Origin of the sequence: Noviherbaspirillum cavernae (genome assembly GCF_003590875.1) — a bacterium.
Taxonomy (GTDB): domain Bacteria; phylum Pseudomonadota; class Gammaproteobacteria; order Burkholderiales; family Burkholderiaceae_D; genus Noviherbaspirillum; species Noviherbaspirillum cavernae.
In genome coordinates, this window is record NZ_QYUN01000002.1 from 3,885,772 (window position 1) to 3,900,770 (window position 14,999).

Annotated in this window: 15 protein-coding genes; 7 read left to right on the forward strand and 8 right to left on the reverse strand. The window is 65.7% G+C overall.

Annotated features, from left to right (window positions below):
- Nucleotides 1–69: 69 nt before the first annotated feature.
- Together D3870_RS18345 and D3870_RS18350 are read left to right on the forward strand one after the other, a co-directional pair.
- Complete coding sequence (locus D3870_RS18345; RefSeq protein WP_119741400.1) at nt 70–696, forward strand: TRAP transporter small permease subunit; 627 nt, start codon at nt 70–72, stop codon at nt 694–696.
- The gene (locus D3870_RS18350; RefSeq protein WP_119741402.1) at nt 693–2,639 is read left to right on the forward strand and encodes a TRAP transporter large permease; all 1,947 of its coding nucleotides are present in this window, start codon (nt 693–695) and stop codon (nt 2,637–2,639) included. The genes D3870_RS18345 and D3870_RS18350 overlap by 4 nt, the downstream gene beginning before the upstream one ends.
- Before the next feature lie 67 nt (nt 2,640–2,706).
- On the opposite strand, the gene D3870_RS18355 is transcribed toward D3870_RS18350, so the two are convergent.
- On the reverse strand, nt 2,707–3,474 hold the full coding sequence (locus D3870_RS18355) for a class I SAM-dependent methyltransferase (protein ID WP_340638452.1): 768 nt from the start codon (nt 3,472–3,474) through the stop codon (nt 2,707–2,709).
- A gap of 198 nt (nt 3,475–3,672) precedes the next feature.
- Here D3870_RS18355 and D3870_RS18360 point away from each other — a divergent pair, with 198 nt between their 5' ends.
- The 5 genes from D3870_RS18360 (at nt 3,673) to D3870_RS18380 (ending at nt 9,429) form a co-directional block, all read left to right on the forward strand.
- Nucleotides 3,673–5,007, forward strand: a complete 1,335-nt coding sequence (locus D3870_RS18360) for an NAD(P)/FAD-dependent oxidoreductase (protein ID WP_119741406.1) — start codon at nt 3,673–3,675, stop codon at nt 5,005–5,007.
- Nucleotides 5,004–6,071, forward strand: a complete 1,068-nt coding sequence (locus tag D3870_RS18365) for a chorismate transformation FkbO/Hyg5 family protein (RefSeq protein ID WP_242490027.1) — start codon at nt 5,004–5,006, stop codon at nt 6,069–6,071. Before D3870_RS18360 ends, D3870_RS18365 begins: the two co-directional genes overlap by 4 nt.
- A gap of 171 nt (nt 6,072–6,242) precedes the next feature.
- Nucleotides 6,243–7,013: a lysophospholipid acyltransferase family protein gene (locus tag D3870_RS18370; protein ID WP_119741408.1), complete on the forward strand. Its 771-nt coding sequence runs from the start codon at nt 6,243–6,245 to the stop codon at nt 7,011–7,013.
- Nucleotides 7,013–7,771, forward strand: coding sequence for a glycosyltransferase family 2 protein (locus D3870_RS18375; RefSeq protein ID WP_119741410.1), 759 nt, complete (start codon nt 7,013–7,015; stop codon nt 7,769–7,771). Before D3870_RS18370 ends, D3870_RS18375 begins: the two co-directional genes overlap by 1 nt.
- A gap of 38 nt (nt 7,772–7,809) precedes the next feature.
- Nucleotides 7,810–9,429, forward strand: coding sequence for an MFS transporter (locus tag D3870_RS18380; protein WP_119741411.1), 1,620 nt, complete (start codon nt 7,810–7,812; stop codon nt 9,427–9,429).
- Nucleotides 9,430–9,441: 12 nt separating this feature from the next.
- Here the strand turns inward: D3870_RS18380 and fabG are convergent, their stop codons facing one another.
- From fabG to D3870_RS18415, 7 genes are read right to left on the reverse strand one after another with little or no spacing between them, the layout of a single operon-like run.
- A complete protein-coding gene (fabG, locus tag D3870_RS18385; RefSeq protein WP_242490028.1) occupies nt 9,442–10,176 on the reverse strand; it encodes a 3-oxoacyl-ACP reductase FabG in 735 nt (244 codons plus the stop codon).
- A 33-nt stretch (nt 10,177–10,209) separates the two neighbouring features.
- The gene (locus D3870_RS18390; RefSeq protein ID WP_119741413.1) at nt 10,210–10,644 is read right to left on the reverse strand and encodes a hotdog family protein; all 435 of its coding nucleotides are present in this window, start codon (nt 10,642–10,644) and stop codon (nt 10,210–10,212) included.
- Entirely contained in the window at nt 10,638–11,435 is a 798-nt protein-coding gene (locus D3870_RS18395; RefSeq protein WP_119741415.1) for a beta-ketoacyl synthase chain length factor, read from the reverse strand. The genes D3870_RS18390 and D3870_RS18395 overlap by 7 nt, the downstream gene beginning before the upstream one ends.
- A gap of 60 nt (nt 11,436–11,495) precedes the next feature.
- The gene (locus tag D3870_RS18400) at nt 11,496–12,689 is read right to left on the reverse strand and encodes a beta-ketoacyl-[acyl-carrier-protein] synthase family protein (protein WP_119741417.1); all 1,194 of its coding nucleotides are present in this window, start codon (nt 12,687–12,689) and stop codon (nt 11,496–11,498) included.
- 56 nt (nt 12,690–12,745) lie between these two features.
- The gene (locus D3870_RS18405; protein WP_119741419.1) at nt 12,746–13,483 is read right to left on the reverse strand and encodes a class I SAM-dependent methyltransferase; all 738 of its coding nucleotides are present in this window, start codon (nt 13,481–13,483) and stop codon (nt 12,746–12,748) included.
- Nucleotides 13,480–14,313, reverse strand: coding sequence for a polysaccharide deacetylase family protein (locus D3870_RS18410; protein ID WP_119741421.1), 834 nt, complete (start codon nt 14,311–14,313; stop codon nt 13,480–13,482). Before D3870_RS18410 ends, D3870_RS18405 begins: the two co-directional genes overlap by 4 nt.
- The gene (locus D3870_RS18415; protein ID WP_119741423.1) at nt 14,310–14,999 is read right to left on the reverse strand and encodes a serine aminopeptidase domain-containing protein; all 690 of its coding nucleotides are present in this window, start codon (nt 14,997–14,999) and stop codon (nt 14,310–14,312) included. Before D3870_RS18415 ends, D3870_RS18410 begins: the two co-directional genes overlap by 4 nt.

Here is a 14,999-nt window from a genome sequence, read left to right on the forward strand (position 1 = left end):
GCCGCTGCTTCAACCAATGTCGCGGGCCTGCATGCCCGCTGTCACGCGTCATGGCGAAGGGAAGGAACGATGCAGAAGCTGCTGCTTTTCATTGACAAGGTGAGCACGCTGGTCGGCCACATCTTCTCGTGGCTGATCCTCGCGCTGACACTGCTCGTGTCGTGGGAAGTGTTCTCGCGCTATGCGCTCGACACGCCGCATCCGTGGGCCTTCGACGCCATGATCATGCTGTACGGCACGCTGTTCATGATGGCCGGCGCCTACACCCTCGCCCAGAACGGCCATGTGCGCGGCGATGTGCTGTACGGATTCTTCCCGCCGCGCCTGCAGGCCGGGCTCGACCTCGCGCTGTACATCCTGTTCTTCATTCCGGGCGTGGTGGCGCTGGTGCTGGCCGGCTACCACTACGCGGCGGAGTCGTGGGCCATCAACGAGCATTCCAACATCACCGCCGAAGGTCCGCCGATCTATCCGTACAAGATCATCATCCCGATCGCCGGCGCGCTGCTGCTGGCGCAGGGCATCGTCGAGATCGTGCGCTGCATCGTCTGCCTGAAGCAGGGATTCTGGCCCTCGCGCCAGGAGGACGTGGAGGAAGTGGACGTCGAGAAGCTCAAGGAAATGGTGGACGTGACCGACAGCGACATTGCCGCAGCGGACCGCGCCGCCGCTGCGCAACAAAGGGAGAAGAAATGAGAAAGGAAGTCTGGTTCGGCCTCTCGATCATGGCGCTGGTCGTGTTCGGCGTGTTCTTCCTGATGCCGCCGCCGTCGGAGATGACGAACGGCCACCTGGGCCTCCTCATGCTGGCATTGATCGTGGTCGCGATCATGCTTGGCTTTCCGACCGCCTTCACGCTGATGGGGATGGGCGTGCTCTTCACATGGCTGGCCTACCGCAGCCAGAGCCCGGACCTTGCGGTGCGGCAGACGCTCGACCTGATGGTGCAGCGAACCTACTCGGTGATGTCGAACGACGTGCTGATATCGATTCCGCTGTTCGTCTTCATGGGCTACCTGGTCGAGCGAGCCAACCTGATCGACCGCCTCTTCAAGAGCCTGCATCTGGCGATGGCGCGTGTCCCCGGATCGCTCGCGGTGGCGACCATCGTCACCTGCGCGATCTTCGCCACCGCCACCGGCATCGTCGGCGCGGTGGTCACGCTGATGGGACTGCTCGCGTTCCCCGCGATGCTCAAGGCCGGCTACAACATCCGGCTGTCGGCCGGCGCGATCACCGCCGGCGGCTGCCTCGGCATCCTGATTCCGCCGTCGGTGCTGCTGATCGTGTACGGCGCGACTGCCGGCGTGTCGGTCGTCAAGCTGTACGCCGGCGCGTTCTTCCCCGGCATCATGCTGACCGCGCTGTATGTCGGCTACGTGGTTGTGGTGGCGAAGCTGCGGCCCGACTATGCGCCGCCGCTGTCCGCCGAGGACCGCAAGGTGACGCTGCCGCCGACCTCGCAGGCGATCGTCGCGGGCGGCCGCAACAATGTGATTTCCGGTCTGCTCGGCGCGATGAAGGGCCGGCGCAATGCGGCCGTTCCGATGCGCGTGCTGCTGTCGCAGCTGTTTGTCGGACTGCTGCCGGCGCTGGCATTCGTGCTGGTGATGGGCGCGCTCTACCGCGTCGTGACCGCACCGCCAGCCGTGATCGAGGCCGGCGTGGTCGAGATGGGCGTGGATGCGCAGGAGCAGGGCGGCGCGGACGACGACAAGGGCGGCCTTGCCGAACCGCCGGCCGAGAGCGGCCTGACCGAGCCGGCCGCCGAAAATGGCGGCCCCGCAGTGGTCACGCCTGCACCCGCGCCCGCGCTCGACAACAGGCCGATGGAGCGGACGGCTCCGGACGCGTCCGCCGCCGCGCAGGAGGCGGGCCCGAGCGAACCCGCGCCCTCGGGCTACTGGATCGCGTTCGGCATCCTGCTCGCCGCGCTGCTGGCGTTCTATGCATTCTTCACGTTCGCGCGCCTGGAAATCTTCAAGATGCTGCTGGGCTCGTTCTTCCCGCTCGCGCTCCTGATCGTCGCCGTGCTCGGCACCATCGTGTTCGGCCTCGCCACGCCGAGCGAGGCGGCGGCGATGGGCTCGCTCGGCGGCCTGCTGCTGGCGGCGGCCTATCGCCGGCTCAATTACAGCGTGCTCAGGGAATCGGTCTATCTGACCGCGAAAACCAGCGCGATGGTGTGCTGGCTGTTCGTCGGTTCGAGCATCTTCTCGGCCGCGTTCGCGCTGCTCGGCGGACAGGAGGTCATCAATGCATGGGTGATCTCGATGGACCTGACGCCGCTGCAGTTCATGATCCTCGCGCAGATCATCATCTTCCTGCTCGGCTGGCCGCTGGAGTGGACCGAGATCATTGTGATCTTCATGCCCATCTTCGTGCCCCTGCTCGCGCATTTCAACGTCGATCCGCTGTTCTTCGGCCTGCTGGTCGCGCTCAATCTGCAAACCGCCTTCCTGTCGCCGCCGGTCGCGATGGCCGCGTTCTACCTGAAAGGCGTATCGCCGCCGCACGTGACGCTGAACCAGATCTTCCTCGGCATGCTGCCCTTCATGGCGATTCAGGTTGTCGCGCTGGTGCTGCTGTACATGTTCCCGGCCATCGGTCTGTGGCTGCCGGAAGTGCTGTACAAGTGAGGTGATGGCGAGCAAATGAAAAGGCGCGGCGGAGCGTTCCGCCGCGCCTTTTCTGCATCCCTGCGATTCAAGCCTGCTTGCCGCCGCGATACTCCGAAAACACGCCCAGCTCGACGTAACGCTCCACCTGCGCGAAGCCCGCATCCTCCAGCGTGCGCATCACGCTCGCCGGCGGCGCGCACGCCTCGATCGAATCCCAGTAGTAGCGCCACAGCACCGAAGTCTCGCCATTGCGCGAAGCCAGTTTCGCCAGCGTCGGCACCACGCCGCGCAGGTAGGCCTTCAGCAGCGTCTTCTGCAACGGCTTCTCCGGACAGGTGATCTCCAGAATGCACAGCCGCCCGCCCGGCTTCAGCACGCGATGGAACTCCCTGAAGGCGACGGCAAGATCGCTGATGTGGCGCAGCGCGTAGCCCATGCTGAGAAAGTCGAAGCTGTTGTCCGGAAACGGAATCCGTTCCGCGCTGCCTTCGACCAGCACGACGCCGTCCGGCACCCGCGCGTTTTGCAGCATGCCGGGGCTGGGATCGACTCCGGTCACCGCAGTCGGATCGCCGAGAATCGCGGCCGCCTGGCGCGCCACGAGGCCGGTGCCGACGCCCACATCGAGTGCGCGCATGCCGCGCTGCAAGCCCGCCCGCAGCAGTGCCTGGCGGCGATACCACGAGCCGCTGCCGAGCCCGAGGATGGCCTCGATGCGGTTGTAATCCGCCGCCGTGCTGTCGAACATGTGGCGCACCCAACCCTTGCGGTCGTCTTCGTCGCGGTAGTAATCGGTCAGCGGCGCGTGCGGTGCGTGGACGACGTGGTCTTGCGTCTGATCTGGAGCGGGCATCATGGATTCCGGTTGTGGTGGTCGGCAGGCGAGGTTCGATTGAAGGCCCGATTGAAGGCTCGATTCGGGCAGACAGCCTAAACCAGTTATGGCGATTACGGCAATTTTTCACATCGCGGAGGGTTGTCGTATGGATATCTACAGGGCAAAAGATTGATGATAAAGTCCTGTTCCACTCAAATACCGCAGAGTTAGCCCATGAAAGCGAATGCAGCAGCCCCGGAAGTCAGCGAATGCGATGTCCTTGTGATCGGCGGCGGTCCGGCCGGTTCGACGGCGGCGGCCTTGCTGGCGCAAAAGGGCTATCGCGTCACGCTGCTGGAAAAGGCGCGTCATCCGCGTTTCCATATCGGCGAATCCTTGCTGCCAGCCAATCTTCCGCTGCTGGAAAAGCTCGGCGTGGCCGACGAGGTGCGCGCCATCGGCATGGAGAAATGGGCGGCGGAATTCGTCTCGCCCTGGCACGACCACAAGCAGGTGTTCCACTTCGCCGACGCCATCGACAAGTCGATGCCCTACGCCTACCAGGTGCAGCGCGCGGAATTCGATGAAATCCTGATCCGCAACGCCGCGCGCAAGGGGGCGCACGTGATCGAGGGCTGCCGCGTCAAGGATGTGGCCTTCCTGCCCGATGACCAGGGCGCGGTGATCGAGGCGCAGCATGACGACGGCACGGCTGCATCGTGGCGCGCGCGCTTCGTGCTGGATGCCTCGGGCCGCGATACCTTCCTCGGCAACCGCTTCAAGGCAAAAGTGCGCAACGAGAAGCACAACAGCACCGCGATCTACGCCCACTTCGACGGCGTGACGCGCAACGAGGGCCGGGACGAAGGCAACATCAGCATCTACTGGTTCGAGCATGGCTGGTTCTGGTTCATCCCATTGGCCAACGGCAAGACCAGCATCGGCGCGGTGACCTGGCCGTATTACCTGAAGACGCGCAAGAAGCCTGTGGCGGAATTCCTGATGGACACCATCGCCTTGTGTCCCAAGTTGATGGAACGCATGCAGGGCGCGCAGATCGTGTCCGACACCGAGGCGACCGGCAACTATTCCTACGTGTGCGACCGCACCCACGGCGCGAACTATCTGCTGCTGGGCGATGCCTATACCTTCATTGACCCGGTGTTCTCGTCGGGCGTGATGCTGGCGATGAACAGCGCCTTCGTCGGCGCGGACACGGTGGACGAATGCCTCTCCCGGCCGGCGCAGGCCGCCGCCGCGCTCAAGCGTTTCGACCGCAGCATGCGCGTCGGGCCGAAGCAGTTTTCGTGGTTCATCTACCGCGTCACGAACCCGACCATGCGCGACCTGTTCATGGGGCCTCGCAACCTGTGGCGCATGCAGGAAGCCCTGCTGTCGGTGCTGGCCGGCGACGTGTTCGGCAAGACCCGCATCGGTGCGCCGCTGCTGGCGTTCAAGGGTGTCTATTACGGCGTGTCCCTGCTGAACTGGAAGCGCACGTACACCGCGTGGCGCAACCGCAGGAACAATATCCGCCGTGTTGATGATATTGCCGGGATGACGAATTGACCGATTTGACAGATTCACAATTGCAGTGCGCGTATCTGCCGTTCGAAACGTACCAGCAGCAGGCGGCAGCGTACGATGGCCGCGTGCTCGGCGCTGTCTGTTTTTCATCCGCATCCGGCGAGCCGGCGACAACGGCCGCGCCGTGTGCGCACGTGCCGATGATGCCGCTGGACGCCGCCTCTGCGCATTCGGCGGCTGCCTGCGAGCTGTGGGCCGCCGGCGGCCGACCCGCGTATGGCGAGCGCGGCGGGGTTCGTTACGGCCACAACGATGACATCCTGTTCGGCGCGATCCAGCTGGACGAATCCGCCTTCGCGATGACATCCGACGGCAAGACGCCGCTGCAGCAGGCCGCCGAGTCGGCCTACAAGGCGATCTTCGCGCTGACCGACGCGCTGGCGTTCCCGTACATCCTGCGTTTCTGGAATTACATCGCCGACATCAACGGCGACAGCCACGGCCTCGAGCGTTATCGCCAATTCAACATGGGACGGCAGGACGGTTTCCTGAGCCGGGGCCGCGAAGTGCTGGGCAGCGTGCCTGCAGCCTCCGCGGTCGGCTTCGAGGCCGGCCCGCTCACCATCTACTTCCTCGCCGGACGTGGCGCGACGCCGATAGCGATCGAGAATCCGCGCCAGGTCAGCGCCTACCACTATCCGCAGAACTACGGCCCGCGCAGCCCGACGTTTTCGCGCGCCAGCGTGGCGCGCATCGGCGGCAGCGAAGTGCTGTTCCTGTCCGGCACCGCCAGCATCGTCGGCCACCGCACGCTGCACGCGGGCGACGTCGCGGCGCAGACGCGCGAGACGCTCGCCAACATCCGCGCGATGCTCGCCGAAGCCGCTCGCGTCGTGCCGCAGGCGCACTTCACGCTGGACGATCTCTGCTACAAGATCTATGTGCGCCATGCGAAGGACGTGGCGGCGATTCATGAAGAATTGCGGCTTGCGCTGGGCGATGCGGCGCGCCTGATGTTCCTGCGCGCCGATATCTGCCGTGACGACCTGCTGATGGAAATCGAGGCGAGCGCGGGACATCCGCTCGAATTCGGGTTGCGGGGTTGATGCCGGATTGGCGCGACGGAAGCTTGCAGCGTCCTGTTCCCGAAACGATTGCGGCGGGATCGGACGCAGGCATTGGCGTTGCGCCATTGGCAATATTCGCCTGCGTTACTTCCTATATCATGTCGTCCCGCTGACTGCGGTTCGCCGTGACAGAATCGCGTATTGAAATCCATGAAACCCGTTTTGCGCATCTTGTTGACAATGTATGAATACGCGGTGTTCTACTTCGGCGTGTTCTGGTTCGGCGTGCTGTCCCTGCTCTGGACCATGATCGCGGTGGTGCTGCAGCCGCTCCTGCCGCGCGACGCGGGCCGCGCGCTGGGCCGCTTCGTCATCATGGCGGGCTTTCGCTTCTTCCTCGGCTGCCTCGCGATATCCGGCCGCTTCCGCTTCGACCTCACGGAACTCGACGCGCTGCGCGACGAGAAGTCGCTGATCATCGCGCCCAACCACCCTTCGCTGTGGGACGCGGTGCTGATCGTGTCGCGCCTGCCGGACGTGGCCTGCATCATGAAGGCCGACGTCATCAACAACATCTTCCTCGGCGCGGGCGCGCGCCTGGCGCGCTACATCCGCAACAGCTCGCTGCGCACGATGATCATGCTGGCGATCGCGGACGTGCAGCGCGGCAGCCGCCTGCTGCTGTTCCCGGAAGGCACGCGCACCGTGCAGCCGCCGATCGGCCCGCTCAAGGGCAGCATCGGCGTGATCGCCAGCCGTGCCCGGGTGCCGGTGCAGACCGTGTTCATCGAAACCGATTCGCCCTTCCTGACCAAGGGCTGGCCGGTGTACAGGATGCCGCGCCTGCCGCTGACCTATCGCGTGCGCCTCGGCCAGCGCTTCGACCCGCCCGCCGACAGCGACGCCTTCATGGCCGAGCTGGAACAGTATTTCGCGCAGGCGCTGCCGGCCGCGCCCTTTCCTTCTTCACGAAACGTCTGATGCCTTCCCCGTCCGCCACCCATCTCGTCCTGATCCCCAGTTACAACCCCGGCCCCAAGGTGTACGACACCGTGCGCGACGCGCGGCAGTACTGGAACCCGGTATGGGTCGTGGTCGACGGCAGCACCGACGGCACCGCGCAGGGCCTGCAGGCGATGGCGGCCGACGACGCCGGGCTGCATGTGATCGTGCTGCCGCAGAATGTGGGCAAGGGGGCGGCGGTGCTGCACGGCCTCGATCAGGCCGCGGCAAAGGGTTACACGCATGCGCTGACGATGGATTCCGACGGCCAGCATCCGGCCGACCTGATTCCGCAGTTCATGGCGGAGTCGATCAAGCAGCCGGAATGCATGGTGCTCGGCATGCCGGTGTTCGACGCCAGCGCACCCGCGCTGCGCGTGAAGGGCCGCCAGGTATCGAACTGGTGGGCCAACCTCGAAACCCTGTGGGCCGGCATCGGCGACTCGCTGTTCGGTTTCCGCGTCTACCCGGTCGCGCCGCTGCGCCAGGTGATGCGCGGCCAGCGCTGGATGCGCCGCTTCGACTTCGACCCGGAAGCGGTGGTGCGACTGTGCTGGCGCGGCGTCAAACCGCTCAACCTCGCCGCGCCGGTACGCTACTTCACACCGGAAGAAGGCGGCGTCTCGCACTTCAACTACCTGCGCGACAACACGCTCCTGACGTGGATGCACACCCGCCTCTTCCTCGGCTTCGTCGCGCGCCTGCCGCTGCTGCTCGCGCGCAAGCTGAAACCGTAATTGCCCTTCCTCGACACCATCCTCCAACAAGAAAAACCATGACATCCAACGGTCTCTCCTTCCACCATCCGGTCGCCTTCTGGCTCGGCTGCGCCGCCATCGTGGCCGGCGTGCTGGCGCACATCCCGATGTTCATCCACGCGTCCTACATGGATTACCAGATGGTCGGCATGCCGATGGACCCCGCGATGCTGGCCGGCATGGTGGTGATCCCGGTCGGCGTGCTGCTGGCGGCCTACGGATTGATGCCGCGACTCGATCAGATGCAGCAGAACCTGCATGGCAACAACCTGCACTTCCACATCGCCGACGGCGTGCCGCTCAACGGCGAGCACTGGAAGCTGGTTTTGGTGCTGGTGATCGCGCTGATCGTCGATGTGATGAAGCCCGCCACGCTCGGCTTCGTCATGCCCGGCGTGCGCAAGGAATATGAAATCAGCAAGGAAATGGCCGGCTGGCTGCCGCTGGTCGCGCTGACCGGCACCACGGTCGGTTCCATCGTCTGGGGGCGTCTGGCCGATTCCTTCGGCCGCCGCGCCGCGATCCTGCTATCGGCGCTGATGTTCATCGGCACCGCCATCTGCGGCGCGATGCCGTCCTTCGAGTGGAACCTGGTGATGTGCTTCCTGATGGGCGCGTCCGCCGGCGGCCTCTTGCCGATCACCTTCACCCTGATGGCGGAAACCATCCCCGCCGCGCATCGCGGCTGGCTGCTGGTCGCACTCGGTGGCGTCGGCACCTCGGCCGGCTACCTCGTCGCGGCGGGCGCGGCGGCGGTGCTGGAGCCGATGTTCAGCTGGCGCGTGCTGTGGCTGCTGGGCCTGCCGACCGGTGCGCTGATCATCTTCCTCGACCGCTACATTCCCGAATCGCCGCGCTTCCTGTCGAATGCCGGACTGGAGAGCCAGGCACGCGCGGTGCTGGCGAAATTCGCCGGCGTGATCGACCGCGAGGCAAGCCGCACGGCTCCTGCCGCAGCGGCGGACGAGAAGAACGAAAAGGTCGGCATCCTGCAATTGCTGCGCGGCGCCTATGCCGGCATCACCTGGGGCCTGCTGGTGTGCGGCACGGGCTGGGGCCTCGTGAACTTCGGCTTCCTGCTGTGGCTGCCATCCAATCTCGGCAGCATGGGCATGGACGCCAGCGCCGCCAGCGCGTTGCTGGCGCGGTCGGCATTCCTCGCCCTGCCCGGCGTCGCGCTCGTGATCTGGTTCTATCACCGCTGGAGCAGCATCAAGACGCTGGTGCTGTTCATCGCATTGACCACCGCCAGCCTGCTCGCCTTCCTCGCAATGAGCCTCGCCGGCGCGCAATCCGTCACCGCGATGGTAATCGCCACCGCCATGCTGCTGGTCAGCTCCAGCGGCGTGATCGCCACGCTGATCCCGTATGCCGCGGAAATCTACCCGGTGCACCTGCGCGGCACGGGCTCCGGCGTGGTCGCCGCCAGCTCCAAGTTCGGCGGCATTCTCGGCGCGGCCGGCGGCGTGGTCGGGCTGTTCGGCGACCTTGCTCTTTCGGCCGCCGTCATCGCGGTGCCGATGGCAATTTCCGCCGTCATGCTGATGCGAAGCGGCATCGATACGCGCGGCCGCAGGCTGGAAGACATTCAGCAGGCGGTTGCGGGAAAAGCCGGCGCCGTCTTGCAGGCGAAATGACTGATCGGCTGTCTAGACCAGTCCGCCATTGATCGAAATGATCTGCCCGGTGATATACGCCGCCTGCGGCGACGCCAGAAAGCGGATCAGTTCCGCCACCTCCTCCGGCTTGCCGGCGCGCTTCATCGGCACCATCTGTGCAATCGTCTGCGCATCGAACGCACCCTTGCTCATGTCGCTCTCGATGATGCCCGGCGCCACCGCATTGACCGTGATGCCGCGACTCGCGACTTCCTGCGCGAGCGATTTGGTCGCCGAGTTCAACGCGCCCTTGGCCGCAGAATAATTCACCTGACCGCGATTGCCGGTCAGTGCCGCAACCGAGGACACATTGATGATGCGACCCCAGCGGCTGCGGATCATCGGCATCATCAGCGTATGCGTGACGTGGAAGAAACCGTTCAACGAGACGTCGATCACGCGGTGCCATTGCTCGGCGCGCATGCCGGGAAATACCGCATCGTCGTGGATGCCGGCGTTGTTGACGAGGATCTGGATCGGCTCGTTGTCGATCAGCGGCTGCAACACGGCTGCAACAGCATCGGCGTCGGTGACATCGAACACCAGCACGTCCGCCCTGCCGCCCTGCGCGATGATCGCGTCGGCGACGGCCTGCGCTTCTTCCCGCCGCTTGTTGGCGTGGATGAAGACATGGTGGCCGTCGGCGGCCAGGCTGCGGCAGATCGCGGCACCGATTGCGCCGCTGCCGCCGGTGACGAGCGCGCGTTTCATGGTCGGATTGGTCATGGCGTGTTCCGTTCGGAAAATGGGTGGTGCGGCTTACAGCGCATCGGCATTCATGATCACCGCCGCGCGTCCATCCAGCAGCATGCGCCCCTCGGCGCTGACGGTGAAGTCATACAACACGTTGTTGCCGTCGCCGCTGAAGCGTTCCACCGCAACAACGAGGTCGGCAGCGATGTCGTCCAGTCTGTCGACATGCAAGGTCGCGCCGCGTACGCTCGCCAGAAAGCCCATGCGCGGCTGCGCCTGGTCGGGTGCCAGCAGCGCGCCATGCACGGCCATCGCCTGCGCTGCATATTCGATGCCGCAGGCGGCGGCCAGCCGGCCATGCGCGCGCAGCGGATTGTCTGTCGCGCGGTGACTCACGGCGATGCAGCGGATACGTTGCGCGTCCCACTCCTCCACCCGGTCGAGCAGGCACATGCTGCCCTGGTGCGGAATGCGCGCGGCGATCCAGGCGCGGTTCAGCATGGCGCGATTTCCACCTGCAGACGGGTGTCGCCGAGATAGTCGAGCACCAGCGTCGCGGTTTCGCGTCGCGCGATGGCGCGCAGCAGCGGCAGGCTGCGCGCGGCGGGAATCGCGGTGCGCAATTGTTCCAGCGCCGTGTCGTCCAGGCGATCGGCGGGCGCGGCAGTCAGCGCAATGCTGATCTTGACGAGCGAGCTTGCGCTGCGTTGCGGTGCAAGGGCGAGGCCGACGCCGAAATCATCGGGAATCGGACGTGTCTTGCGCAAGGGTTCGGGATAGGTGGTGTCGCAGGCGATCAATAGCGTATGCGTGTTGTCCACCACGGTCTGCGTCACGGCTTCCAGCAGGCCCGCGCCGAAGCTGGCGTCGAACGCGCACAGCACCGAGGAGGTTGCCATCGCGCCGGTGGCGATGCTCCAGTAGCCGGCGGCGGCGTTGTGCACGGAATTGTGAAAGCGCGTCGGCGAGATCAGGCGATCGTCGGAGGCCAGCATCTCGCAGATTTCATGGCAGTTGCTGCCGTCGCCGCCGGAGGCGGAAAACACGGTCGGCAACACGGCGGGATCGAGCCCGGCGGCCGCGGTTGCTTCATGGCCGACCGCAAGCGAGGCCTTGACGATGGGGCCGCAGCGCCGCCGCTCGGCCGGTGGCAGGGAGGCCGGGGCCGGCAATACGGTCTTGCGCGATTCGTACGCGGTTTGTCCGGTCAGCGCGGCATGGCTGGACGGCCAGTCGGTGAATCCGGGGCCGACGAGGCCGATGCCATCGATGTAAGCGGTGAGTGTGTTCATGGTGAATTCATCAATGCCCTGTCATTCCGGGCAACGCGGGAATGACACGTGACCTCGCATTCAGGCGGCGCGGCCGAGGACGAGGCTGCAATTGGTGCCGCCGAAGCCGAAGGAATTGCTGAGAACGTGACGCATGGGTTGCGCGCGATTGTCCAGCAGATAATCGAGCGGCAATGCCGGATCGAGATGCGCGGTGTTGACGCCGCCCGGCATCAAGCCATGCTGCAAGGCCAGCGCGCAAAACACGGCTTCGATACCGCCCGCCGCGCCCAGCGTGTGCCCGGTCGCGCCCTTGGTGGAACTGCAAGGCGTCGCCGTGCCGAACAGATCGGCGACGGCCTTGCCTTCCGAGGCATCGTTGCTCGGCGTGGCGGTGCCGTGCAGGTTGATGTAATCGATCTGCTCCGGCGCGAGCTTCGCCATCGCCAGCGCATGCTGCATGGCGATCTTCGCGCCCAGGCCTTCCGGATGCGGCGAGGACATGTGGTAGGCGTCGCTCGACTCGCCGACACCGAGCAGCAGCACCGCATCGGCGTCCATGCTGCCCGGCGCGCATTCCAGCAGGATCACCGCCGCCGCTTCGCCGATGGAAATGCCGTCGCGCGCGGCATCGTAGGGGCGGCACGGCTGCGGCGAGGTCAGGCCGAGCGAATTGAATCCGTACAGGGTGGTGAGGCACAGCGAATCGATGCCGCCGACGACTGCTGCATCGATCAGACCCGCCTCGATCATGCGGCGCGCCGAGCCGAACACCTTGGCGCTGGACGAACAGGCGGACGACACCGCGACCGCCGGTCCGCTCAGGCCGAAGTAGCGCCAAGCGAAATCGGCGGCGGAAAAGGTGTTGTGCGTGGTGCCGTAGATGAAGTCGGCGGGCAGCTCGCCGGTGGCGCTGTCGCGTCGCCGGTAGGCCAGTTCGGTCTGCAGAATGCCCGAGGTGCTGGTGCCGAGAAATACGCCGACGCGCTGGCGGCCGTATTTCGCAATCGCCGCGCGCACCGCATCGGCGAAGCCATCCTGCTCCAGCGCGAGCTGCAACAGGCGGTTGTTGCGGCAATCATGGGCCTGCAAGTCGGCGCGGATCGCGACCTCATCCACGCCCGCGACTTCGCCGATCCAGGTGTCGAGCTCGACCGTGTCGAAATCGCAATGCTTCAGGCCGCTCTTGCGCTGGCGCAGGGCTTCCAGGGTGTCGGAAAGCCCGTGGCCGATGCAGCTGGCGGCGGTGAAATGCGAGAGGATGAGGGGTTTCAAATCAGGACTGCAGGAACGTGTTGATAGGTTTGTCTGAGCCGGCCGATTTTAGCAAACTACGCTGCCAACCGATTACTTGCCTCAACACCAAGTTTGGCAACGAGCAAAATGTTGGCGAAGGGAGTGCCCTTGTTCATCGGCATGGCTTTTACGTCAAAACCGAGCGCGCGCAACGCGGCTTGCCACTCCGTCAGCGGGCGGCAGTACATGCGGGCGTTGCGATGGCCGCGCACGAAGGTCACCACGCGATCGACCCACACGCTGCACCAGAACGGCAGGCCGCCGCTCGCATCGCCCACGCGCAGGATCAGCGTGCCGCCCGGCGAGAGGGCATCGCGCACGCGGCGCAGCACATCGTTCTGCGCGTCGATGCTGACGTAATGCAGCACGTCGAGGATCACGACCGCATCGACCTGGCCGAAGTCGGCCTTGCACATGTCGCCGACAGTGAACCGCGCGGCCTTGCCCAGGGCCTGCTGCGCGCGCGCGACATCGCGCGGCATCAGCTCGATGCCGTGGATCGATGCCGGATTCGGCGCCTTCGGCCAGCCGCTCGGCCACAGTCCCTTGTCGTGCATCGCCTGCGCCGTCAGCAGCCATGAGGCGAGCAAACCCTGGCCGCAGCCGATGTCGAGAATGCGCGCATTGTCGGGAATCAGCCCGTGCTCCAGCATGCCGGCGAATACCGGATCGCCGCCCAGCTTGCCGCGCGCGAAATGCCAGGCGAAGCGGCCGGCGGAACGATAGGGGGCGGTGGCGGTATCGATGAGCTTCTTGATGAATTGTGTCGTCATGGATGGGTTGGGTTCGCGGATTGAAGAGCGGCAGGCAGCGTGACGAAATGCAGTCCGGCGCCGTGCGCGGCCTCGATCAGGCGCGGCAGCACGGCGAGAATCACCGGCACGCCGGCGGCGGTGCGGGCGCAATTGCCGTCGTGCAGCAGCAGAATCGCGCCGGCCTTCACGTCCGGCAGCAGGCGGCGGCTGACCGCATCGGCATCGGCAGTGCGCGTGTCATAGCCGCGCCGCGTCCATGCCGCCAGGCGCAGCCCGAGCCTGGCCAGCACCGGATCGAGAAAGGGATTGCGCAAGCCGGCCGGCGCACGGAAGAACAAGGGGCGGTGACCGGTGATGCGGCTCAGGGTGGCTTGCGCTTCGGCAATCTCGCGCGTCAGTCCTGCCATGCCCATCACGGAGAAATGATGGCGATGATGCTGGCTGTGGTTTTCCACCGCGTGGCCGCGCGCGACGATGGCCTGGCACAAGTCGGGGTGGCGCAGCGCATGTTCGCCGATGCAGAAGAAGGTCGCCTTCACGCCGTAGCGGTCGAGCATGTCGAGCACTTGCGGTGTGACCTCGGGATTGGGGCCGTCATCGATGGTCAGCGCGATTTCGCCGCGTGCGGCCGATGCGGCCGGCAGCCGGGTCCAGTTCGCACCGAGCCAGGTGCTGCGCGGCCACAGACCGACTGCCGTGATGAGCGCATGATTTGCCACGAGCGCTGCCAGCACCCACGGCCACAGTTGCGGCGCGACGATGACCACCGCCAGCATCGCCGCATGCAGTGCGAGCGTGAGGCGGACCAGCAGGGGCATGCGCCAGCGGATGGGCGGGTTCTGTGTCATTGGGCAGCGTCGGGTGAGCGTTGACCGAAGCGCATTGCGTTGCGGTCGAGGAAATTTTCCCACAGCGCCAGCCAGGTCGGCCAATCATGCGCGCCGCCGATGCAATCGACGCAATGCGGATCGAGCGTCGCGGCCATCAGGCGATGGTCCGGCGCGAAACGATCCTCGCGGCCGTAGCCGAGATGCATCGGCGGCCGTGCGCCCGACTTCAGCCAGCGCCAAACCTGGCGTTCCGCATCGTCATCCGCGATGACGTCGGCACGCCACTGCGCAATGCCGCCGGCAGCGGCGATCTCGCCGGTCACCATGCGATTGCCGAGATAGGGCGCAAGCAGGCACAGGCCGCTGACATTTCCCGGATAGCGCGCGGCATACGCCATCGCCATGAAGCCGCCGATCGAAATGCCGCACAGCCAGATTGCATCGTAAATTGCATCGTAATTCTCGCGTTGCGCCAGCAGCAGTTCATCATGCAGCCGCAGCAATGCGCTGCCATCGGTCGCGGCACCGATGGTTTGCAGGTCGGGATCGACCAGCGCCAGATCGAGCGCCAGTCTGCGTCTGCGCACCGCATCGACGAAGCCGTTCTGCACGAATTCCTCCGGCGGCTGCAACGCGCCCGGCAGCAGGATCGCGAGCGTGCGCGCGCGCTGTCCCGGGATGGCGAAGTCGTGCAGCACGCGCAT

Coding starts and splice junctions, on each gene's coding strand:
- D3870_RS18345 (WP_119741400.1), top strand. CDS start 70: ATGCAGAAGCTGCTGCTTTTCATTGACAAGGTGAGCACGCTGGTCGGC.
- D3870_RS18350 (WP_119741402.1), top strand. CDS start 693: ATGAGAAAGGAAGTCTGGTTCGGCCTCTCGATCATGGCGCTGGTCGTG.
- D3870_RS18355 (WP_340638452.1), bottom strand. CDS start 3,474: ATGCCCGCTCCAGATCAGACGCAAGACCACGTCGTCCACGCACCGCAC.
- D3870_RS18360 (WP_119741406.1), top strand. CDS start 3,673: ATGAAAGCGAATGCAGCAGCCCCGGAAGTCAGCGAATGCGATGTCCTT.
- D3870_RS18370 (WP_119741408.1), top strand. CDS start 6,243: ATGAAACCCGTTTTGCGCATCTTGTTGACAATGTATGAATACGCGGTG.
- D3870_RS18375 (WP_119741410.1), top strand. CDS start 7,013: ATGCCTTCCCCGTCCGCCACCCATCTCGTCCTGATCCCCAGTTACAAC.
- D3870_RS18380 (WP_119741411.1), top strand. CDS start 7,810: ATGACATCCAACGGTCTCTCCTTCCACCATCCGGTCGCCTTCTGGCTC.
- fabG (WP_242490028.1), bottom strand. CDS start 10,176: ATGACCAATCCGACCATGAAACGCGCGCTCGTCACCGGCGGCAGCGGC.
- D3870_RS18390 (WP_119741413.1), bottom strand. CDS start 10,644: ATGCTGAACCGCGCCTGGATCGCCGCGCGCATTCCGCACCAGGGCAGC.
- D3870_RS18395 (WP_119741415.1), bottom strand. CDS start 11,435: ATGAACACACTCACCGCTTACATCGATGGCATCGGCCTCGTCGGCCCC.
- D3870_RS18405 (WP_119741419.1), bottom strand. CDS start 13,483: ATGACGACACAATTCATCAAGAAGCTCATCGATACCGCCACCGCCCCC.
- D3870_RS18410 (WP_119741421.1), bottom strand. CDS start 14,313: ATGACACAGAACCCGCCCATCCGCTGGCGCATGCCCCTGCTGGTCCGC.
- D3870_RS18415 (WP_119741423.1), bottom strand. CDS start 14,999: ATGCGCGTGCTGCACGACTTCGCCATCCCGGGACAGCGCGCGCGCACG.